Origin of the sequence: Pseudomonas sp. G11 (genome assembly GCF_029457515.1) — a bacterium.
GTDB lineage: Bacteria > Pseudomonadota > Gammaproteobacteria > Pseudomonadales > Pseudomonadaceae > Aquipseudomonas > Aquipseudomonas gorinensis.
In genome coordinates, this window is sequence record NZ_CP120377.1 from 47786 (window position 1) to 68106 (window position 20321).

The 20321-nt window shown below is 63.8% G+C and carries 15 protein-coding genes and 1 pseudogene; 4 read left to right on the forward strand and 12 right to left on the reverse strand.

What is annotated here, in order from left to right; translation table 11 throughout:
• Window positions 1-70: 70 nt before the first annotated feature.
• The 11 genes from P2T68_RS00250 to tagH are packed head-to-tail and all read right to left on the reverse strand — an operon-like array spanning window position 71 to window position 16101.
• Complete coding sequence (locus P2T68_RS00250) at window positions 71-1780, reverse strand: SUMF1/EgtB/PvdO family nonheme iron enzyme (protein ID WP_024078119.1); 1710 nt, start codon at window positions 1778-1780, stop codon at window positions 71-73.
• Window positions 1773-2957 (reverse strand): ABC transporter permease, encoded by a 1185-nt coding sequence (locus P2T68_RS00255; RefSeq protein WP_024078120.1) that lies wholly within the window; start codon window positions 2955-2957, stop codon window positions 1773-1775. Before P2T68_RS00255 ends, P2T68_RS00250 begins: the two co-directional genes overlap by 8 nt.
• Window positions 2957-3661, reverse strand: coding sequence for an ABC transporter ATP-binding protein (locus tag P2T68_RS00260; RefSeq protein WP_069077355.1), 705 nt, complete (start codon window positions 3659-3661; stop codon window positions 2957-2959). Before P2T68_RS00260 ends, P2T68_RS00255 begins: the two co-directional genes overlap by 1 nt.
• Window positions 3661-6672 (reverse strand): serine/threonine-protein kinase, encoded by a 3012-nt coding sequence (locus tag P2T68_RS00265; protein ID WP_277378897.1) that lies wholly within the window; start codon window positions 6670-6672, stop codon window positions 3661-3663. Before P2T68_RS00265 ends, P2T68_RS00260 begins: the two co-directional genes overlap by 1 nt.
• The gene (locus P2T68_RS00270) at window positions 6669-7388 is read right to left on the reverse strand and encodes a protein phosphatase 2C domain-containing protein (RefSeq protein ID WP_024078123.1); all 720 of its coding nucleotides are present in this window, start codon (window positions 7386-7388) and stop codon (window positions 6669-6671) included. The genes P2T68_RS00265 and P2T68_RS00270 overlap by 4 nt, the downstream gene beginning before the upstream one ends.
• A complete protein-coding gene (tagF, locus tag P2T68_RS00275) occupies window positions 7389-8042 on the reverse strand; it encodes a type VI secretion system-associated protein TagF (protein ID WP_150295499.1) in 654 nt (217 codons plus the stop codon).
• Window positions 8039-11539, reverse strand: coding sequence for a type VI secretion system membrane subunit TssM (tssM, locus tag P2T68_RS00280; RefSeq protein WP_193689970.1), 3501 nt, complete (start codon window positions 11537-11539; stop codon window positions 8039-8041). Before tssM ends, tagF begins: the two co-directional genes overlap by 4 nt.
• The gene (locus P2T68_RS00285) at window positions 11536-12825 is read right to left on the reverse strand and encodes a DotU family type VI secretion system protein (protein ID WP_024078126.1); all 1290 of its coding nucleotides are present in this window, start codon (window positions 12823-12825) and stop codon (window positions 11536-11538) included. The genes tssM and P2T68_RS00285 overlap by 4 nt, the downstream gene beginning before the upstream one ends.
• Before the next feature lie 6 nt (window positions 12826-12831).
• Window positions 12832-14166 carry a type VI secretion system baseplate subunit TssK gene (gene tssK / locus P2T68_RS00290; RefSeq protein WP_024078127.1) on the reverse strand — a complete coding sequence of 445 codons (1335 nt, stop codon included), beginning with the start codon at window positions 14164-14166 and terminating at the stop codon, window positions 12832-12834.
• 18 nt (window positions 14167-14184) lie between these two features.
• Window positions 14185-14694 (reverse strand): type VI secretion system lipoprotein TssJ, encoded by a 510-nt coding sequence (gene tssJ / locus P2T68_RS00295; protein WP_024078128.1) that lies wholly within the window; start codon window positions 14692-14694, stop codon window positions 14185-14187.
• A gap of 51 nt (window positions 14695-14745) precedes the next feature.
• Window positions 14746-16101 carry a type VI secretion system-associated FHA domain protein TagH gene (gene tagH / locus P2T68_RS00300; RefSeq protein ID WP_102642567.1) on the reverse strand — a complete coding sequence of 452 codons (1356 nt, stop codon included), beginning with the start codon at window positions 16099-16101 and terminating at the stop codon, window positions 14746-14748.
• 394 nt (window positions 16102-16495) lie between these two features.
• On the opposite strand from tagH, the gene tssA reads away from it, so the two are divergent.
• The 3 genes from tssA to tssC are packed head-to-tail and all read left to right on the forward strand — an operon-like array spanning window position 16496 to window position 19575.
• A complete protein-coding gene (gene tssA, locus P2T68_RS00305) occupies window positions 16496-17515 on the forward strand; it encodes a type VI secretion system protein TssA (protein ID WP_024078130.1) in 1020 nt (339 codons plus the stop codon).
• 54 nt (window positions 17516-17569) lie between these two features.
• On the forward strand, window positions 17570-18076 hold the full coding sequence (tssB, locus tag P2T68_RS00310) for a type VI secretion system contractile sheath small subunit (protein ID WP_003213340.1): 507 nt from the start codon (window positions 17570-17572) through the stop codon (window positions 18074-18076).
• 2 nt (window positions 18077-18078) lie between these two features.
• Complete coding sequence (tssC, locus tag P2T68_RS00315) at window positions 18079-19575, forward strand: type VI secretion system contractile sheath large subunit (RefSeq protein WP_024078131.1); 1497 nt, start codon at window positions 18079-18081, stop codon at window positions 19573-19575.
• Between the two features lie 23 nt (window positions 19576-19598).
• On the opposite strand, the pseudogene P2T68_RS00320 reads toward tssC, so the two are convergent.
• Window positions 19599-19718 (reverse strand): annotated as a pseudogene (locus P2T68_RS00320) (outer membrane lipoprotein carrier protein LolA); the annotation flags it as partial.
• 32 nt (window positions 19719-19750) lie between these two features.
• Here P2T68_RS00320 and P2T68_RS00325 point away from each other — a divergent pair.
• Window positions 19751-20239, forward strand: a complete 489-nt coding sequence (locus P2T68_RS00325) for a type VI secretion system tube protein Hcp (protein WP_024078132.1) — start codon at window positions 19751-19753, stop codon at window positions 20237-20239.
• The last annotated feature ends 82 nt before the right edge of the window (window positions 20240-20321 follow it).

A 20321-nucleotide genomic window follows, 5' to 3' on the forward strand; every position in this document is an offset into this window, starting at 1 on the left:
CTAAGTTTGACTTGCCCAGCACGGCCCACTGCCGCCTGAGTCCCTTCCAAGCTCGCCATACAGCCAGCGATCATCGCTGACCGCTCGCTGCGAGCAATTCCTTCAAGATCGTCGCCGGGTCGGCCCGCTGTTGCTTGCGGTAGTTGCCGACATGGCGGACGAACAGTGTCGCGCGCGTCACCAGGCTCTTGCCGAGCACTGGCTTGCGATCCAACTCTTCCTTGATGCGTTGAAACTGCGCCTGGATCACCGCGTCGGTGTAGCGCGTGCCGGTGGCCAGGTTGTCGATATAGATCGCCACCGCGCCATCGAGGGCGCTGCGCCCGTTGTCGATGGCCGTGGCAAACAGCGCCGCGCTGGCCTCGTCCTTATTGTCCAGGGCCTGCTGGCGACTCTTCTGCAGGTTGGCCAGGCGGATGTTGTAGTTGCTGATGGTCTCGGCCACCAATGCCGCCGACTGAATCAGGTTGCCCGCCGCCTCTTCGCGTTGCTGGGCGATCAGCGAAACATTGCGCTTGAGCTCTTCGTTGACCAGCCCCAGCTCGGCCTGCAACTTGGGGTCGACGCTGGCGGCGATGATGCTGTCCAGGCGCTTGGTCGGGTCCTGGGCATCGTCAATAGCGTCGGTCAACGAGGCCAGGCGGCCCTCTTTCTGCCACTGGGCGAACAACTCCTTGTAGCGTGAGCGCGGTGCCGACAACGCACCAATCGCCACGCGGAAACCGGTGGTCTCGTTGCTTTGCTCGGTGCCGTCGGCGGCGAACAACGGGTATTCGCGGCGCATGCCGGTAAACAGCGTGCCCTCGCCTTCCAGGTAGTTGCCGCCCTTGACCACAAAGCCGCCGTAGGTGCCCTGGCGGCGTCCGGCGTGTACCAGTTGGAAAGATTCCTGGACCATTTCCGCGGCGTTACCGATCACGTCGAACATGCCGATCGGGTTGGGCAATTTGGTGCCGATGGGCATCAGGCGCGCGGCCTGGCCGGTGCCACCGGCGACCTGGTTGAACACCGCGTAATCGCCGAGCGGGCCGTCGCTCTCGCTGCCTTCGACGCGACGCGGGAACAGGCGCCCTTCCAGGTCCTGGCGGCTGACCGCATGGCCACCGCGGGCCGCGAACTCCCATTCCACTTCGGTGGGCAGGCGTACAAAGCCCAGGCCGCCCTCTTCTGCCGACGAACCGCGCCCGCTGACCGGCAGCAAGTCGCGGTGGTATTTCATCAGCCAGGCGCTGTACACCGCCGAGAAACGCTCGGCCTCAAAGCGCGACAGTTTCACCTTGGGCAAACGCGCGGCCATGCCGGTGGGCGCATCGCAGGCCGGCGCGGGCTCGCCACTGGCCAGCGACTGCGCCTGGGACATCACCTGGGCGTATTGACGCGCGGTCACTTCGTACTTGCCGATGAAGTACAGCATCGGCTTGAGCGGGGTCTTGGCGTCGGTCTTGGGCATCAACGGTGCGATGACTTTGTTCCAGTCTTTCGGCAAGTCCTTGAGGGTGAATTGGCCGTTGATGAAGTCGCGGCGATAGCCGGAGATAAACGACTGCTGATAGCCCGCCTCGCCTTCGGCAAACGGGTAACCAAGGCTGATCTCGCGGTCGTCCAGGGTGCCCTGGGCCAATACATAGGCGTAGCGGAACACCATATTGCCTTCGCACGGCAACGGCAGGCTGACGTCGTCGGGCAACGGCTTGGGGTTGTCGAGCTTGTCACTCGCTTCATCGGCCCAGGCCATCGAAGCCAAGGTCAGCGCCACACAGGCGCCCAGTAACTTATACATCTCTGATTCCTTCAGAAGCCTGGATACGCGCCACTCGCCAACCGCCACAGGCCGCCGCCACGGCGCTGACGCCGAGGACTGCAACCAGGGCCAGGCCGTAGTGACGCGCCAGCAGGTGGCTGGCGTATTCGCCCGGCACCTGCACGAATAACTTATTCACCGCTGTCTCGGCCAGGCCATACAGCCCGGCACTGAGCAAGGCGGCAAACCCTGCGCTGTACAGCGCCTGCACCACCACAAACAGCAACAGTGCGCCGGTGGAAAAACCCAACAGGCGCAACACCGACAATTCCCGGCGCTTGCGCGCCACGGCGGCCAGCGCCCCGGCGAAGATCGCCGCAAACGCCCCCGCCAAGGCCAACCCGGCGATGATCCAGAACACGATCGACAGGTTGCGGCTCAACGACTGCACCTGGGCGATGGTCTGCGCCTGGGTCGACACCAACAGATTCTGCGCGGCGAAATACACCCGCAGCGGTTCCACATCGGTGAGGCTGCGCGCATACAGGCGAAATGCCGGGTATACCCGCTGCTCGCTCACAGCCACCTCATCACCGGCCCAACCCAACGCCGGTACCGCACGGCCATCGCGGTAATCTTCCGCCGCTTCCAGCAATCTCAAATCGGCAAACAACCCATCACGCGCGAAGGCTTCCAGCGGCAGCACCGCCAGTACCTGCAAGCGTGTGCGCTGGGCTTCTACACGTCCCGCCACTTGCCGCGCAAAACTGGTCTCCAACCAATCCCCCGGCCGTGCCGCGAGCTTCTCGGCAGCGGTGTGGCTCAGCACGATCTGGTCCAGGCCCTTGGGCATCGGCAGGCCGCTCAACAACGGGTCACTCGCAGCGGTCGGCAGCATTTCCAAGGTCAGCGTGCCGACCTGCGCCGTCGCCGCAATCTGCCGCGTGCGTGGTAAGGCGAACGCCACATCGCTGCGCTGGCCGAGCTGTTCGACAAATGCGCTGCTGAATCGACCACCGCCCAACGGAATAATTTCACGGGTGGCCGGATCGGTCTCCAAACGTTCGGTCAAACTGCTAACCAGTCCAAATTTCAGGCCGAATAACACCAGCAACGGCGCGATCACCGCCACCAGCGCCAACACCGAGCAGGCCGACAGCCAGGCATCGTTGCGGTAATCCTGCCAGGCCAGGGACGCCACCAGAGGGATACGCATCAGCACGCCTCCCCGAGGGTCGCGGTGACGCCGCCGTCGGCGTCGCGGCGACAGCTGATGCGCCGCACCTGCAAGCCGCTGGCGCGGGCCAGGGGTTCGTCATGGGTGGCGATCACACAGGCGGCGCGATGCTCGCGGGCCTGGGCCAGCAGCGCCTGCATGACGCGTTCGGCATTCAATGGGTCAAGGGACGCGGTGGGTTCATCAGCCAGCACCAACTGCGGCGCATGGGCCAAAGCGCGCGCGCAGCTCACGCGTTGGCGCTGGCCCACTGACAGGGCCGCCGGCTTCTTGGCCAACTGGTCGCTGATCTCCAGCTGTTCAGCCAGGCGCGCCACGCTGCCATCGTCCTTCAACCCCAGCAGTTGCCGCGACAGCGCGATATTGCTGCGTACATCCAGAAAGCCCAGCAGCCCGCCGGTTTGCAGCACATAGCCCAGGTGCTGGCTGCGCAGCGCGGCCAGGGTGGATTGCTGATCGGCACGCCACAGCCCGCCAATGTCCTGCTGATTGAATTCGAACCGGCCCACCTGATCAGGCGCCAATACCAGCGCCAGCAGATCCAGCAAGGTGCTCTTGCCACACCCGCTCGGCCCGACAATCGCCAACTGCTCCCCGGCACGCAGGTGCAGTGCCGGGATCACCAGGCTGTAACGCTGGCTGCCGACACCCCGGCTCTTGTGCACCGCACTCAGGTTCAGCATTACGGCAGCGTCGACAAGGGTACGCGGTACAACGCATCGCCCGGCTCGGCGTCGCCGAAACGGACCCAGTTGGCCACGTCATTGTGGAAGGTTTCGTAGAGGCGGATCTTCGAATCCAGCTCGTCGATAAAGTCTTCCTGCTCGGCCACGCTCAACGACAACCACAAATCCTGGGTCATGTTCAGCGACTTGCTGCGGTACGGCAGGCCTTCCAGGTACTCGCCGAGAATCCCGCCATCGGCCAGGTTGCCGCCCTTGCGCAGGGCTTGCGGGTCACGGCTCATATAGGCTGAGGCGCTGGCGATTTCCTGGAAGAAATCCTTGGGTGAAGTCTGGGTTTTGCGCGCGGCATCGACGATCAGTTTCAGCGACTGTTGCAGGTCATTGAGCTGCAATTTGGTCAACATCACACACACCTGGAACGCCGGCAGTGCCGGGTTGGTCAGGTCGCGGTCGGCGGTCCAGGCGCTGACCAGTTGCGGCGCCTGGCTCGCGGCTTTGCGGCCGAGGAAGTCCATGTGCATGGCATAGCCGACCGCCGCGGATTTATCCGCCAGGCTCGGCGCGCCACTCAGCAACGGCACCGGCTGCGGCGTGTTGCTGCGCACTTGGTGCACTAGGTTGGCGAACACCGTGCCGATCTCATCAACCCGCTCACCCAACTTGCGCACATCCCCCCCCGGTACCGGCGTGTACAGGTCGCCGATCTGTGGGTTGGCGTCGGCGGTGAGGACACGGTATTGGCTCTCGGCGCCGGCGTGGGTTTTCTTGCCAGCGTCGGTGCGCAGGTGCAGGGCGTAGATCTTGATCTGCTTGCCCAGCGCGGCCTGGCGCACTTCGGCTTCGTTCATCTGAGTGGCGGCGAACGGGTCATTCTTGCGCAGGGCGCCAGCGTCAGTGACCAGCAGGATGATCCGCCCGCCATAGCCGGACCAGTCCATGCCTTCCACGGCCTGCATCACCCCGGCAAACGCATCTTCGTTGAAGGAATGGCTGGACACCGTGGACGCCTTGACCTGGCGCGCCATGTCGAGGAAGCGTTGCGGGTCGCGGCCCTGGTCAAGGCTGATCAGGGTCTTGGCCACGTATTCCAGGCCCGGGGTTTTCTTGATGCTGTTGCGAAAACCGACCAGGCCGAAGCTGACACTGTCCAGTTCGCCACGCTCGGCAATGCGGGTTTGCAGTTCGTGCACCACGTCGCGAACCTGGTCGATATAGGGCTGCATGGAAACGGTGGTATCGACCACCAGCACCACGGCGGTGCGGAAGGCGTCGGCATTGGCGCTCATCACCGGCGTTGCAGGCTTGGCGGCCGCGCTGCTGCCAGGGTCGATGGACGCGACATTCAGCAACTGCACCGGCTGGCCGTTTTCGTCGAAGCTCTCTTTGGAGTCGAAGATCGGCAACAGGTAGAACTGGTTCTGCGGCACCGCACTGGCAGCCGGCTCCAAGGCCAGGACCTGGCCGTTGTCTTCGCTGTTTTTCTGCGCCTTGGCCAACACGCCTTTGGCCGCGGCGGGATCAGCCAGCAGCTTTTCCACTTCGGCGGATTGGCGCAGGAACATCACCGGCGCCCGGCCGGAGCGCTCGGTGAACTTGAGCACCAGGCTTTGCTTCCAGTCGCTGACCTGGGCGGCGGGCAACCAACCGTCGCTGCGACCATCGGTGGCGGCGCCGACACGAACCCACGGGCTGCCGTCGACGTCCTTACGCTGATACACGTAGAGCACGGAGAACGCCGGCAGGGCCTTGCCCGACGTGCTGCCGGCCTCATTCGACAGTTTGGCGCCGGGCTTGCTGAGGACGCGCTGGAACAGGGTCTTCTTGCCGGCCATCAACAACGGACGTTGGCCGCCATCCACTTCAGCCACCGCCACAGGTGGCGTTGCCTGTGGCACTTCGGCTACCGCCGCAGGCGGCTTGGCCTGCGGCACGACGGCAACCGGCGGCTTGGCCGGTTCATCACGGCCGCTCAACCACCAGTAGCTGCCGCCACCAATGGCCAATGCCACGGCCACCGCCACGGCGGCCAGTGCCAACACCGGCCCACGGCGCTGCTCGGACACGGCGTTATGCTGGGTCGGTGTCACCACCGGCTGGCGCACCGGTTGCGGCTGGGGTTTATCGGTCGGGATGTCGATGGTGACCGGTGTCATGCCCGCCAGATCAAAACTCAGCGGGATCGGCAACGGCCGCACCAGCGTGGCCTCTGGCGAGTCCGCCGGCAGCTGGTCCAGTGCCGCCAGCAACGCCGCCGCATCCGGGAAACGCTCCGCCGGGTCCTTGGCCAACAGCTTGCGCAGCACGCCCTGATAACGGCCATGGTGCACCGGCAACTCCGGCAAGGGTTCGGTCAGGTGCGCCAGCGCCGTGGACAGCGCATCGGTGCCGTTATACGGCAGCTTGCCGACGAGGATTTCATACAGCACCACGCCCAGGGCGTAGAGGTCGGCACGGCCATCGATCTCCTGGCCCCGTGCCTGCTCCGGGCTCATGTAGCTCGGCGTGCCCACCGCAAACCCGGCCTGGGTGAACTGGGTACGGTCGTCCAGGGACTTGGCGATACCGAAGTCCGACAACACCGCAGTGCCGTCAGCACGGAACAGGATGTTCGCCGGCTTGACGTCGCGGTGCACCAACCCCTGGGCATGCGCATAGCCCAGCGCCGAGGCAATCTGGCGAATCAACGTCACGCCCTGCTCTGGCGTCAGGCCCGCGGCGATGCGCTCCTTGAGCGTGCCGTTGGGCAGGTACTCCATGGCCATGTAATACAGCTCACCGACATTGCCGATGTCATGGATGGTCACCGTATGCGGGTGCGACAAGCGCGCCAGGGTCTTGCCCTCGCGCAGGAAGCGTTCGCAGAAGCTCGGGTCGGCCGCCAGCGCCGCCGCCATTACTTTCAACGCCACCTTGCGCTCCAGTGAGCGCTGGGTCGCCAGGTACACGCTGGCCATGGCGCCTTCGCCGATCTCGCCTTCGATGTCGTAGCCCGGAATCACAATGTTCATGCCGATACCTTCACGACGATGGCGGTGATGTTGTCCGGCGCGCCGCGGTTAAGCCCCAGGTGCACCAGGCTGCGCACGATTTCGTCCGGCGCGTCGTGGCTGAGCACTTCGCGGATCTCATGGTCTTCGACGGTCTTGTTCAGGCCATCGCTGCACAGCAGGTAGCTGTCACCCGGGGCGATCAACAGGTCGACCACCGCCAGTTCCAACTGGGCCTCTACGCCAATGGCGCGGGTGACGATGTTGGCGCGCGGATGCACGCGCGCGTCGGCTTCGCTGAGCAGGCCGCTGTCTTGCAGGTCCTGCACGTAGCTGTGGTCGCGGGAGATGCCTTCGAGCACGCCGTCGCGCAGGCGGTACAGGCGACTGTCACCAGCCCACAGGCACACACCGCGCAAGCCGCGGGCGGCGAGCACCACCACGGTGCTGCCCATCATGGTCACACCACGGTTGGCGGTTTCTTCACGCACGGCGGCATTGATACGGAGCAGGTCATTGCGCAAGGCCGCCGAGTATTCCTCGAGGGACCGACCCAGCGGCACGCTGCGCAAGCTGTCGACGATCAGGCTGCTGACGTAATCCCCCGCCGCATGCCCGCCCATGCCGTCGGCCACCACCCACAGGCGGTTTTCCGGCAGGTCCAGGCAGGCGTCTTCGTTGACCTGGCGGACCATGCCCACATGGCTTTTGCTCGCGGATACATACGTCGCCCCCATCTACATCACACCCTCTTGTCCGAGCAAAAACTGCGCAAAATCGCCGGTGGCGGGCAGGCCCTGACACCGCAATAAACCAGGGGAAATCGTCTGCGAACCACGGCCCCACCACAGGCTGGCACCGTCGCAGGCCTGTTCGGCGAGCGCGGTCATGCGCTGGTGGGGCTCGGTGGCGGCCACGCGTTGCAGGCCGGCGAAACGGCTGTCGACCGCTCGCGGCTCAGTCGCTGGCAAGCCCAGGCTGTCGAGGCCATCGTTGAAGCGTTCAAAGGTAGCGTCGGCGTCGAGGGTGCCGAGCAACAGTTCTTCGGCCTGTTCGAACCAGGTGTCCGGACCGCCCACCAGAGAAGCCGGGTTGGTGTCGTGATCGAGCAAGGCCACCACCGCCAGCGGGAAATACCGCCCCACCCGATCGATGCTCGGCATCACCACGCCCGCCGCCGCGTTCGGTCCGCACACACCCGGCGCCAACACGAAGCGCCACAGCGGGCTGACCAGGTACACGTTGAGCCACTCGGCGCCCAGGCTCTGCTGGCTGGCGAGCAAACCCGCCGCCAACCAGCTGTCCCATGGGCCAATAAAGCTCTGGGGCAAGGCGCGGCTGACAAAGTCCCCACGACTGGCCAACTTGCCGTAGAAACCCAGCGTCGTCATAACCGCTCCGGCAGGCTGAAGCCGCTGAGCACGCGACTCTTGAACGGATTGAAGGCGCTGTTGGCGCGCAACTCGTAGGCGATGCTCGCCCCATCCACACGCAGGCGCAGGTTAAAGCGATCAGGCGAGTTGCCGGCGGTAAGGTCCGATTGCTCCAACAGGCGGAACCAAGCCCACGGGCCATCCAGGGTCACACCGGAGCGGCCACTGGCCGACGGCGGCATGATGGAAATTCGCACCACACCAATGCTGCCGGGGTTTGGCCATTGCATCGCCACCGGGCGGCTCGGGCCGTGGTCGTAGCTCAGTTGCTGGCCGTCAAGGTCAAGCAGGAACTGGGTAATGCTCGGGTCCATCGACACTGGCTTGAGCTCGAAGCGCACGATGGGTTGGGTGCCCCCGGAGCGGAAAAACGCATCGCGGATCGTCGCGGCACGCTGGAAGGTTTGCAGCACGCCCGGTGCAATCCCGAGCTTCTGCGCCGCGCCCGGCTGCCAGCGCCAGGTCTGCGCCGAGGTGTCCACGTACGGCTGCAGGTACTTGCGGAAGTAATTGTCCATCACCCCGCCCACGCCAAAGAACTGGCCGAAGTCATCCAGGGTGGCGTCACGCGTACTGCCCGGCGACATCGGGTAGCGCCCTGCCAGGGACTGACGATACACGTTGACCACTTCGCTGACCCAGGCCGCGTTCAGTTGGTTACGCACTCCGCCCATCATGCTGTTGGTGGTGGAGTTGACCACCGACTTGACCATGCCTTGCACCAAAGGGGGCTGGCGCTCGGCATTCAGGCTGACCCGCGTGGCCGCAGCCGCCGCCTGGTTCTTCGCCTCACCCAGCAAGGCGTCGCCGCTGGCACCGACCATGGCGCTGACCTGCACATACAACGCATTCATGTCCGACAACAGGCCGTCGATGGCAGCCGGTTCGCCTTCGTTCTTGCTGACGATGCTGTTGAGTTCGGCGAAGTGTGCGGTCACCGGATCATCCGCGGCGGCCGGGGCATTCGCGCTCGGTTGCTCCTGGCCGAGCAGGCTGCCCAGGCGCTCCTTGAGCTTGTCCACCCCACCTTCCACCGGTACACCCTTGGCGGCCAATTGGCGCTCTTCCGCTTGCAGGTCGGTTTCCTTGGCCACCGCCACCAACAGTTTTTTCAGCGGTGAGGTGGGTCCGGAAATCACCCGCAGCACATCGGCTGCCTGGGCCACGCTGGTGATCGGTACAAAGTCGATGTCGGCGAGCAACGCATCCCACTGGCGCTGGTAGTCCTGGAAGTACAGGCGACGCACATCGGCGGCCAGGCTGACCACGTTCTGCTGATCGGCCTGCTCACGGCCCAGTACCCATTGCTCTTCGGCCAGGGTACCGGTCTGGTTCAGGCTGCTCAGCAGGAACGCCTGGCGATAGCCCTTGGCGGTAAAGAAACCACTCAGCGGCTCACCCAGCGGCTTGCCACTTTTGCGGCTGAACACCAGCGCAGCATCACGGCCGGCGGCTTCGTTGATGCGGAAGTCCGGGATGCCTTCAGGCAATTTCTGACGCTTGACCCGGTCGTAGACACGCTGGGCCACCGGCAGTTGTTGCAACTGGCGACGCAGGTCGTCGATCAAACGCGGATCGAGGCGTGCGCTCGGCGGGTGCCGTTCGAACAACGCCTGCAGGTGCCCGGCCAGCGCCTGGCGCTGATCGGCGGGCAGGTCACGGGGCAGGTTGCGGTCCCAATCGAGGGCGATCCAGGCCTTGATGAAGTCCGGGTCGTAATGCTCGGTGTCGGCGAGCATCAGGTAGGCCTTGAGGCCCTCGTAAAGGAAGTCGGAATTGCCGCCGCCGTGCAGTTGCTCTTCGATACGCGTCACCAGGCGTGGCGCGAAAACCGCGATCAGCAGCTTGCGGTAGACGCTGGCGGACTCGGCTTCCAGCATGTCGCCTTGATACAGCCCAAGGCCCTCGGACCAGCTGGGCGAATCGCCTGCCAGGTTCTTCACCGCATTGAGCAGCGGTAGCACGGCCAGCACTTCGCGCTGCGCCGGGCTGAGGTTCTGGACGGTCTGGCCCAGGGGCGCGACCTTCTGGTCAACCTGGGCGATATACGCCTGGTTGGCGCGATAACTCACCCACCACAAGCTGCTGACCACGATCACCAAGGCCACGGTGGCCGCGAGCACACCGCGTGCGATCCACTTGCGCCGACGCTCAACTTTCGGGTTCACACCCACCAGTCCACGTTCGGCAAAAGCCACGGCGGTGAAGAGTTTTTCGATGAAGTAACTGCGCCCGGTACCGCTCTGGCGCGCCAGGTGCTGGCGGTCCAGGTTCATGCTCTGGGCCATGGCGCCAATCAGGCGGTCAATCGGGCTGCCTTCCTGGGTACCGCTGGTGAAGTACACCCCGCGCAGCAACACGCGTTCTTCAAAGGCGTTGGGCTTGAATACACCTTCGAGGAAGCTTTGCAGGCAATCCTTCAGGGCGCCGAACTGTTGCGGGAAACCGTAGATCAGGTCGCGCCGCGCCGGGTCGCGCTCCTGTTGCAGGCGTTCCACCAGGCGTTCGTTGAGGCGCTGTTCCAGGCCGGCGAATTCGCTTTGCAGGTGGGCCAGCGGGCTGTCGCTGTTCTTGCCGTCATCCAGGGCAAAGGTCATGCCCCACACCTGGGCGCGTTCTTCCTTGCTCAGGTTGTCGAAGAACTCCATGAAGCCCGGCACCAGGTCGAGCTTGGTCAGCATCAGGTAGATCGGGAAACGCACCCCCAATTGGGTGTACAGCTCCTGGATACGCAGGCGGATCGCCGCCGCATGGGCGGCGCGTTCGGCGTCGGTACCCAGCAGCAGGTCAGACAGGCTGATCGCGATAAAGGCACCATCGATCGGGCGACGCGAGCGCTGCTTTTTCAGCAGGTCGAGAAAGCCCAGCCAGGCGGCTTTATCCACCGTGGAATTGCTGTCCTGGGTGGTATAGCGGCCTGCGGTGTCGAGCAATACCGCCTGGTCGGTAAACCACCAGTCGCAATTGCGCGTGCCGCCGACACCCCGCACCGCACCGGCGCCCAGTTGCGCGGCCAGCGGGAAATGCAGCCCGGAATTGACCAGCGCAGTGGTCTTGCCCGAGCCTGGCGGGCCGATGATCACGTACCACGGCAGCTCATAGAGATTGCGGCGTTCGTCACCACCAAGCTTGGCCTTTTTCAACAGGGCCAAGGCTTCGTCCATGCGCTGGCGCAAGCTCGACAATTCTTCGGCGGTGGCCACGCTGTTGGGGTCGGCCGGGGTTTCCGCCGCCAGGCTGCGCATCACTTCGGCCGCCTGACGGCGCGCCTGGATGATGCGGAACACCCGATAGGCAATCCACACCGCAAAGATCAGCACGATCAGCGCCCAGCGCCGCCCTTCCGGAACCAGCCCATCGAGCAACGGCCCCACAAACCAGATGATCAGGCTCAGGGCGATCAGGCCCAGTACGGGGATCACCCAGCGAATCATGAAACTGAAAAACGCCTTCACTCGACGCCCTCCGCCAATACGGTGATTTCAACCCGGCGATTGCGGGCACGGCCTTCGGCGGTGGCGTTGGTGGCCACCGGCTCGGTGTCGCTGCGGCCTTCGGCGCTGAAGCGGTCGCCTTGGCCGGTCTTGGCTGCCAGGATGTCCAGCACCGACTTGGCCCGCGCTTCGGACAGCGCCCAGTTGGACGGGAAGCGCAGCGTGGCAATCGGGCGGTTGTCGCTGTGCCCGGTGACACGCACCTGGCCCTTGACCTTGCGAATGGCGTCGGCGATGCGCAGCATCAGCGGCTGGTAGTCATCGACGATGCTGGAGCTGGCGGACGCAAAGAGTTCGTCGCCACGAATGGTCACGACTGAACGGTCGACCTGATCTTCTACTGCCACACGACCCGCCTTGATGTCCTCCGCCAGGAAGCCGGCCAGGCGTGGCCGCTCGATGACTTTGGGCTGCGCCACCGGACGGTCGATGGCCTGCACCGGGATCTCGCCCAAGGCATGAATGTTCTTGAACACCGGCTCGGCGTCCGATGCCAGCTTCATGCGCAAGCCGAACAGCAACGCCAGCAGCAGCGCCAGGCCGATAGCCACCGCGATCCATGGCGGCATGAACTGCGCCAGGCGATCCCGCGCGACGCTGACGCCGCGCCAGTGCGGCGATAACTCGCGTTCGTGGTCGCCACGGGCACTGCGAATCGCCGCAGCGGTGCGCTCACGCAGGGCTTCCAGCTGGCTGCGACCGTCGTTGATCACGCGGTAGCGGCCCTCGAACCCGAGGCACATGCACAGGTACAACAATTCCAGCAGGTACAGGCGCTCGCGCGGGCTTTGCAGGCAGTGGTCGAGCAACTGGAAGACTTTTTCGCCGCCCCAGGCTTCGTTATGCACGGTGATCAACAGGCTCTGCTTGCCCCAGTCGCTGGTGCTGCCCCACGGCGTGCTCAACACCGCTTCATCGAGGGCGGTGCAGAGCGCATACCGCGCCAGCAGCACTTCATTGCGTGCCACACCGGCCGCTTCCGCACGTTCTTCGAACTGGCGCAGGTAGGCCAGCAGTTGCGCACGCAAGCTGGCCGGTGCGGGGTGGGCAATGGTGTTGCGCAGGCGTGTCAGCAACGCCAATAGCGGGCCGGCGGCGCTTTCCAGCGGGTTAAGCCCCTGGCTTTTGCCGGTCAGGATCGGTGCCGCCGGCATCGACAGCGGCGCCGGCTCTGCACGCACAGGTTCCGGCGCACGGCCACCCGGGCGCGGCATGAACTGGGTGCGGTCATCATCATTGGGATGCATCGCGAATTATCCTCGGATCGCCCAGAAGGCCAGGTTCAAACCCGGGAACTGCCCGGCGATATGGAAGGCGAAACCGCCGGAGTTGCCCAACTGCTGCCAGTGCTCGCTGCCACGGTCCAGCTCGTAATAGGTACTGCCCGCGTGGTAGGGAATCTGACGTGGCGCCACCGGCAACGGCAGCAGGCTGATGCCCGGCAGTTGCAGGTTGACCAGGTCACGGATGTGCTCCACCGAGCCGACCTTGCTCTGCTGGCCGAAGCGCGCGCGCAGGGTTTCGCCGGGCACATCGGCACGCACCACGAGGATGAAGCTGGCGCTGTCGAGCAGGGTCTTGTCGGCCAGCATCGCCACGTGGATGCCATAGGCTTTCTCCACGATCGGGATCGGCGTGGCCTTGCTGTCGATCAGCATCGACAACGCTTCGCGCAGCGCTGCCATCACCGGGGCGAAGCTCAGGGCCAGGTCGTCGTGCTGGTACTGCGGGTATTCCTGGGGGCGACGGCCACTGGTGGAAAAGGTGGAAAACTCACCGGCCAGGCTGACCAGTTCGCTGAAGAAACGCTCCGGATGCAGCGGGCTCAACTGGTTGAAATGCTGGATCAGCGGTTGGGCACGGTTGACCAGTTGCAACAGCATGAAGTCGGCAATCTCCGACGCCCCACCGGCACCCGAGGCCACCACACGGCCCGCCAGGGCTTCGCCACGCTGGTGCAGCAGGCCAAGCAGTTCACTGCGAAATGCGCTCAGCGGTTTGCTCGCGGCCACGTCCAATACCGGCGGGATATAAGTGTCGTCGAGGACCAGCGCGCGGTCGGCGCGTTTTTCCTTGATGCGCACCAGCCCGATGGCGGCGTAATCGCTGATGCCATCCTGCGCGGTCAGCAGGCGCAAGGCACGGGAGCCAACGGCCACTGGGGCGCGGTTCTCGAACGGGGCGTTGTCGTCGCGCACTTCGCGCACCTGGCTCACGTAACGCGCGGCGCCAAGGTCTTCGCCGTCGTCGACGGTGTCGCGGGCACCCGCGCGCTTGAGGGGCAAGGCCAGGTAGACCAGGCCGTCGCGCAGGTTGTCGTCAATATTCAACGGGCTCGGCGCGAGGTCATCCTGGGGAATATTGAACGGCGTGCCGTCGGGCAACAGGCCGCGCGCCGACACGATCGCCAGCTTGCCCTGGGCCAGCAGGCCCTGGTCGATCAGCAACTCGGAAAAGCCCCAGGCGCCAGCGGACAGCGGACGGCTGCGGGCGTCGATCAGGTTTTCCAGGTAACGGTCATGCTGCTGGAAGTGCTGCGTTCCGATGAACATGCCTTCCGACCAGACCACGCGATTGTTCCAGGACATGGGGGCTCCGATTGCTTCTTATTGGGCAGGGCTGGATGGGGTAGCCACGACGTCGGCGCGCACGGCACGCACATCGAGGCTGATCTGGTATTCGGTGTATTGGCGCGCGGGCACGTTGATCACCGTGCGCCATTGCGCGCGGTCCAGCTCGCGATAACCCACCAGCAAGCCGATCTGGCGCGTGGAGGGGTCGAGGTCGCGCTGGATGCTCAGTTGCTGGCCGGGTTGCACCATGACTTCGTCCTGGTCCAGCAGGTCCAGGCCGAGGGTGGATTGCGCGCGGTCAGCCAGGGCGAAGTAATCGGAGCGGGCGAAGGTGGCGGCGTTCTTCAGTTCGAAAATCCGTACCCGCACCGGGGCGGCCTGGCCGTTGGCGCCGGGGTTAAGCCCGGCAATGGCGTGGAAATGCAACTCGACGGCGGCGGTGTCCACTTCAGCCTCAGCGGCTGTTTCGGGTTTGGCCGCGTCCTTGGCACACGCGGTCAGCAGCAGCGCGGTAGCGACTGCGAGTAAAAACCTGGGAATCATCCTGCGTCCTCAATGACGTACTTAGCTATCCGTTAATCCATGTGCTGCGGCTCAGCGACGCTGGCGTGCGCTGTGTTCTTCGTAGGCTCGGCTGAATTCGCGGCCGAACAGGTCCTGGAAATCTTCCTGGGCCTCGCGGGAAATATTGCTGTAGAGCTCGGTGAATTGCTGCCAGTACTGGGCCTGGCGCGAACCGTTGAAAAGGCTCGACAGCCCGCCGGGTTTGCCCATGCGCTCTTCCAGTTGTGCCGGTTCGAAGCGGCCGAGCAGGTGTTTGATCGCCGCTTCCACCCCCGCCATCACCGCCAACTGATGGGCGCGCAGATCGTCGAAACTGTCGCGCACGGCGAGATCCGGAGCCATAAACGCTTGGTTGCCATGGCGAAGCAGCAGCAGTAACGCTTCGTCGGCGTTCGGTGCGAATTTCAACGGATTGTTTTCGGCGGGTTGGATCATCGTCTGCTGCATGCGGAACTCGCCCTTGAGACTGGCGCGGGCGCGCAACACGTCGATCAAGCCCTCGACCATCAGGCGGTAGCTGCGGCCGATGCTTTCCATCTGCGCACAGGCATCGGCCTTGTCCAGGCGCAGTTGATCCAGGCCCGCGCCACGCAGGAAGGCTTGCAGGAGGTCGGGTTGCCGGGTATCGGCCACGGGGAGCACGGGCTCGACCACGGGGGGCGACGGCACGCTCGGTGCAGGCGGCGGTGTCGGTACGGGGGGTGGTGTCGGCGCGGGCGGCGGCGCGCTGGTCAACGGCGCTGGCGTATCGCCAAACAGGTCCCAGTCTTCGGGAATCACCGCGCCGGATACCGCAGGCTTCTCGACCACCGGCACCGCGACCGGCGTAGGTGGGCGGAAGTCGTGTTGTTCGGAGGGTACATGGTCCGGCACGGTGGGCGGCGGTACGGCGGTGGGGCTGAGGAAGTCGAACAGGTCGGGCAGCGTGTCCATCGACGAAGCGCCGTGGAACTGCGGCGCAATCACGGGCGTCGGCGCGGGCTTGTTCGCCACGGCGCCCATCAAGGCCTCAAAACTGTTCGGTGAATCACCGGCAAACGGCTGGCTATCGACGGCCTGCACGTTGAAATCGATACGTGCCTGGATTTCGTAATCGCCGATGCGGATCAACTCGCCATCCTGCAGCGGCTCGCTATTACCCCGGCGCATACGAATACCGGCGTTAACCAACTCCACACCGTTTGTACTGTTATCGGTTAAATAGTAACGGCCATCTTTGTATTGAATAACGCAGTGTTGCGAAGACACCAGGCGCTCAGGGTCGGGCAATACCCAGTCATTATCCGAGCTGCGGCCGATAGCCATCGAGCCCTGGTTCATGGACTTTTCGGAGCACTGCCCCGGGGTAATCTTGTGATAACTAGTGATAGTCAAACACAGCGACATCTTGCCTCCTTGCTGATACTTCGCGCGCAGTCGATCCAAGGGACAGCGATTCCCGAGAGATCCCCATCAGGTCGTGCAATCGACCTTCCACAACCTGCTTTTGTCAGCATGATCGCTGATCTTAACTGGCCTTCATGACAAAAATCCTGTTCCGGTGCGTCGTTCGACCCACCAGTCGCGCAGGTTGTTAAACACCGCACATCTGTCACAGAGCGCGAATAGCTTACCTTGACAAGGCATAAGTACTACACCAAAAATGCACAACTTCTTGAATACCAGTGATGGCACATTAGTGGCATCTTACTTATATGACCAAGAAAACATGCAAAGTTCCTCGCGCAACTAATGCATGAATTGCCCGCCATTTAACGGGCTGATAGGGAGATCGATTTCAGTGGATGTGCCGTTGCTGCTCACCGCCGTTTCCGCGACTTCGCCGTGTGGTGAAGACATGGAATATGACGCGCAATTTTTGCAATTGGAGCGTGATGCCAAGGGCCAACCCGAGCGCAGCATGGGCGACTCGATCCTGCCCGCTGAACCGCCGGAGTGGCGCAGCATCCAGCAGCAAAGCCTTGACTTGCTGCAACGCAGCAAAGACCTGCGCATCACCCATTTCCTGCTGCAAAGCTCCCTCGCCCTGCAAGGCGTGGCCGGGCTGGCTGAAGTCCTCACGCTGATCAACGCGCTGCTGCGCGAATACTGGGCCGACCTGCACCCGCACCTGGATGCCGACGACGATAACGACCCCACCGTGCGCATCAACGCCCTGTCTGGCCTGACCAGCGACGCGACCATTCGTCTGTTGCGCGAAAGCATCCTCACGCGCTCGCGCACCTTCGGCCCCGTGAGCCTGCGCGCTGCGCTCAGCGCCAGCGGCCTGATGAATTTCCCCGATGAACAACTCGGCGCCCAGCAACTCAACGCCGCGTTCCTCGACAGCGATCCCGAACAACTGCAGGCCACCCGTGACGCCTTGAGCACGGCGCGCGCCGCCTGCGAAGCCATCGAGCAGCAGGTCAGCGACCAGGTCGGTTCAGCCCAGGGCGTGGACCTCAGCCTGCTGAAGCAGCCACTCAAGCAGGCGTTGCAAATACTCAACCAAGCCGTACCCGACCCTACAAGCAGCCGCGAACCCGAGGCCGTCAGTGACGACAATGCCCCCTCGGTCGATTTCGCCGCTGCCCCCGCCGCACCTCGCCCCACTGGCGACATCGCCAACCGCGACGACGTGCTGCGCAGCCTCGACAAGATCCTTGCGTACTACACCCGGCACGAGCCTTCGAGCCCGCTGCCGGTGTTGTTGAACCGGGCCAAACATCTGGTGCACGCCGACTTCGCGGCCATCGTGCGCAACCTGATTCCCGATGGCATGTCCCAATTTGAAAACCTGCGCGGCCCGGACGGCGAGTAAACCGCCCGGCAGTGCAGTAACAACACCGTCGCTCAAGCGACCAGGAGCAGCAACGTGGCGAAGCAAAGTTCTCAGAAATTCATCGCGCGCAACCGCGCGCCTCGAGTGCAGATCGAGTACGACGTCGAGCTCTACGGCGCCGAGAAAAAGGTCCAGCTGCCCTTCGTGATGGGTGTGATGGCCGACCTCGCCGGCAAGCCTGCCGAGCCTCTGGCGCCTGTGGCCGACCGCAAGTTCCTTGAAGTGGATGTCGATAACTTCGACTCGCGCCTCAAGGCCATGCAGCCACGCGTGGCGTTCCACGTACCCAACGAGCTGACCGGTGAAGGCAACCTGAGCCTGGATATCACCTTCGAAAGCATGGACGACTTCAGCCCGGCCGCCGTGGCCCGCAAGGTCGACTCGCTCAAGCAACTGCTCGAAGCCCGCACCCAACTGGCCAACCTGCTGACCTACATGGACGGCAAGACTGGCGCTGAAGAAATCATCATGAAGGCGATCAAGGACCCGGCACTGCTTCAGGCACTTGCCAGCGCGCCTAAGCCTGCAGGGGAGCAGTAATCATGACTGACAATACCGCCCGCGAAGGCGCCCAGAGCCTGGGTGCAATTGAGGAAACCAGCGAGTTCGCATCCTTGTTGATGCAGGAATTCAAGCCTAAGACCGAGCGTGCCCGCGAAGCCGTGGAAACCGCCGTGCGCACCCTGGCCGAACAGGCCCTGGCGCAAACCGACCTGGTGTCCAACGACGCGATCAAGTCGATCGAATCGATCATCGCCGCCATCGACGCCAAGCTCACCGCCCAGGTCAACCAGATCATCCACCACCCGGATTTCCAACAGCTGGAAAGCGCCTGGCGTGGCCTGCACTACCTGGTCAACAACACCGAGAGCGATGAGCAGCTCAAGATTCGCGTGCTCAACATCTCCAAGCCGGACCTGCACAAGACCCTGAAGAAATTCAAGGGCACGGCCTGGGACCAGAGCCCGATCTTCAAGAAGATGTACGAAGAAGAATACGGCCAGTTCGGCGGCGAACCGTACGGTTGCCTGGTAGGCGACTACTACTTCGACCAGTCGCCACCCGATGTCGAGCTGCTGGGCGAGCTGTCGAAAGTCTGCGCCGCCATGCACGCCCCGTTCATCGCTGCGGCTTCGCCGACCGTGATGGGCATGGGCTCGTGGCAGGAACTGTCGAACCCGCGCGACCTGACCAAGATCTTCACCACCCCGGAATACGCCGGCTGGCGCTCGCTGCGTGAATCGGAAGACTCGCGCTACATCGGCCTGACCATGCCGCGCTTCCTGGCGCGCCTGCCGTATGGCGCCAAGACCGACCCGGTGGAAGCCTTCGCTTTCGAAGAAAACACCGATGGCGCCGACAGCTCCAAGTACACCTGGGCCAACGCGGCCTATGCGATGGCGGTGAACATCAACCGTTCGTTCAAGCACTACGGCTGGTGCTCGCGCATCCGTGGCGTGGAGTCTGGCGGTGAAGTGGAAAACCTGCCGGCCCACACGTTCCCTACCGATGACGGTGGCGTGGACATGAAGTGCCCGACCGAAATCGCCATCAGCGACCGCCGTGAAGCGGAACTGGCGAAGAACGGTTTCATGCCGCTGCTGCACAAGAAAAACACCGACTTCGCCGCGTTCATCGGTGCGCAGTCGTTGCAGAAACCGGCCGAATACGACGACCCGGACGCCACCGCCAACGCCAACCTGGCCGCGCGCCTGCCGTACCTGTTCGCCACCTGCCGTTTCGCTCACTACTTGAAGTGCATCGTGCGCGACAAGATCGGTTCCTTCAAAGAGAAGGACGAGATGCAGCGCTGGTTGCAGGACTGGATCCTCAACTACGTCGACGGCGACCCGGCGCACTCCACCGAAACCACCAAGGCCCAGCACCCGCTCGCTGCCGCTGAAGTGATCGTGGAGGACGTCGAAGGCAACCCGGGTTACTACAACTCCAAGTTCTACCTGCGCCCGCACTACCAGCTCGAAGGGCTGACCGTGTCGTTGCGCCTGGTATCGAAGCTGCCTTCGGCGAAAAGCGCGTAAAAAATCCGGACTGGCTCGCTCCCTGTAGGAGCGAGCTTGCTCGCGAAAAACTTGAAGGCGCTGCGTTCATCCAGGATGCCTGCGTCACCGTTGACGACCTTCGCGAACAAGCTCGCTCCTACAGGGGTCGGCGGCGTTAACAAATACTGTGGCTGAGACCACACAGGGAGAAAACATGGCTGTTGATATTTTCATCAAGATCGGCGACATCAAGGGCGAGTCCATGGACAAGGCCCACAAGGACGAGATCGACGTGCTGAACTGGAGCTGGGGCATGTCCCAGTCCGGCAACATGCACGTCGGCGGTGGCGGCGGCGCGGGCAAGGTGAATATCCAGGACCTGTCGCTGACCAAGTACGTCGACAAGGCCTCGCCGAACCTGATGATGCACTGCGCCAGCGGCAAGCACATCGACAAGGTCAAGCTGACCGTGCGCAAGGCCGGTGGCGAAAGCCAGGTCGAGTACATGATCATCAACCTGGAAGAAGTGCTGGTCACGTCCCTGAGCACCGGCGGTTCGGGCAGCGATGACCGCCTGACTGAAAACGTCACCCTGAACTTCGCCCAAGTGATGGTCGACTACCAGCCGCAGAAAGCCGACGGCACCAAAGACGGCGGCGCGATCAAGTTTGGCTGGAACATCCGTTCCAACACCAAGCGCTGATAGCCTTTGTGGCCGTGGCTTTGCGCCACGGCCACAAGCCCCTGCCCCTCTGAACGAGCGTCCCTCTCACAACCCGTCCGTG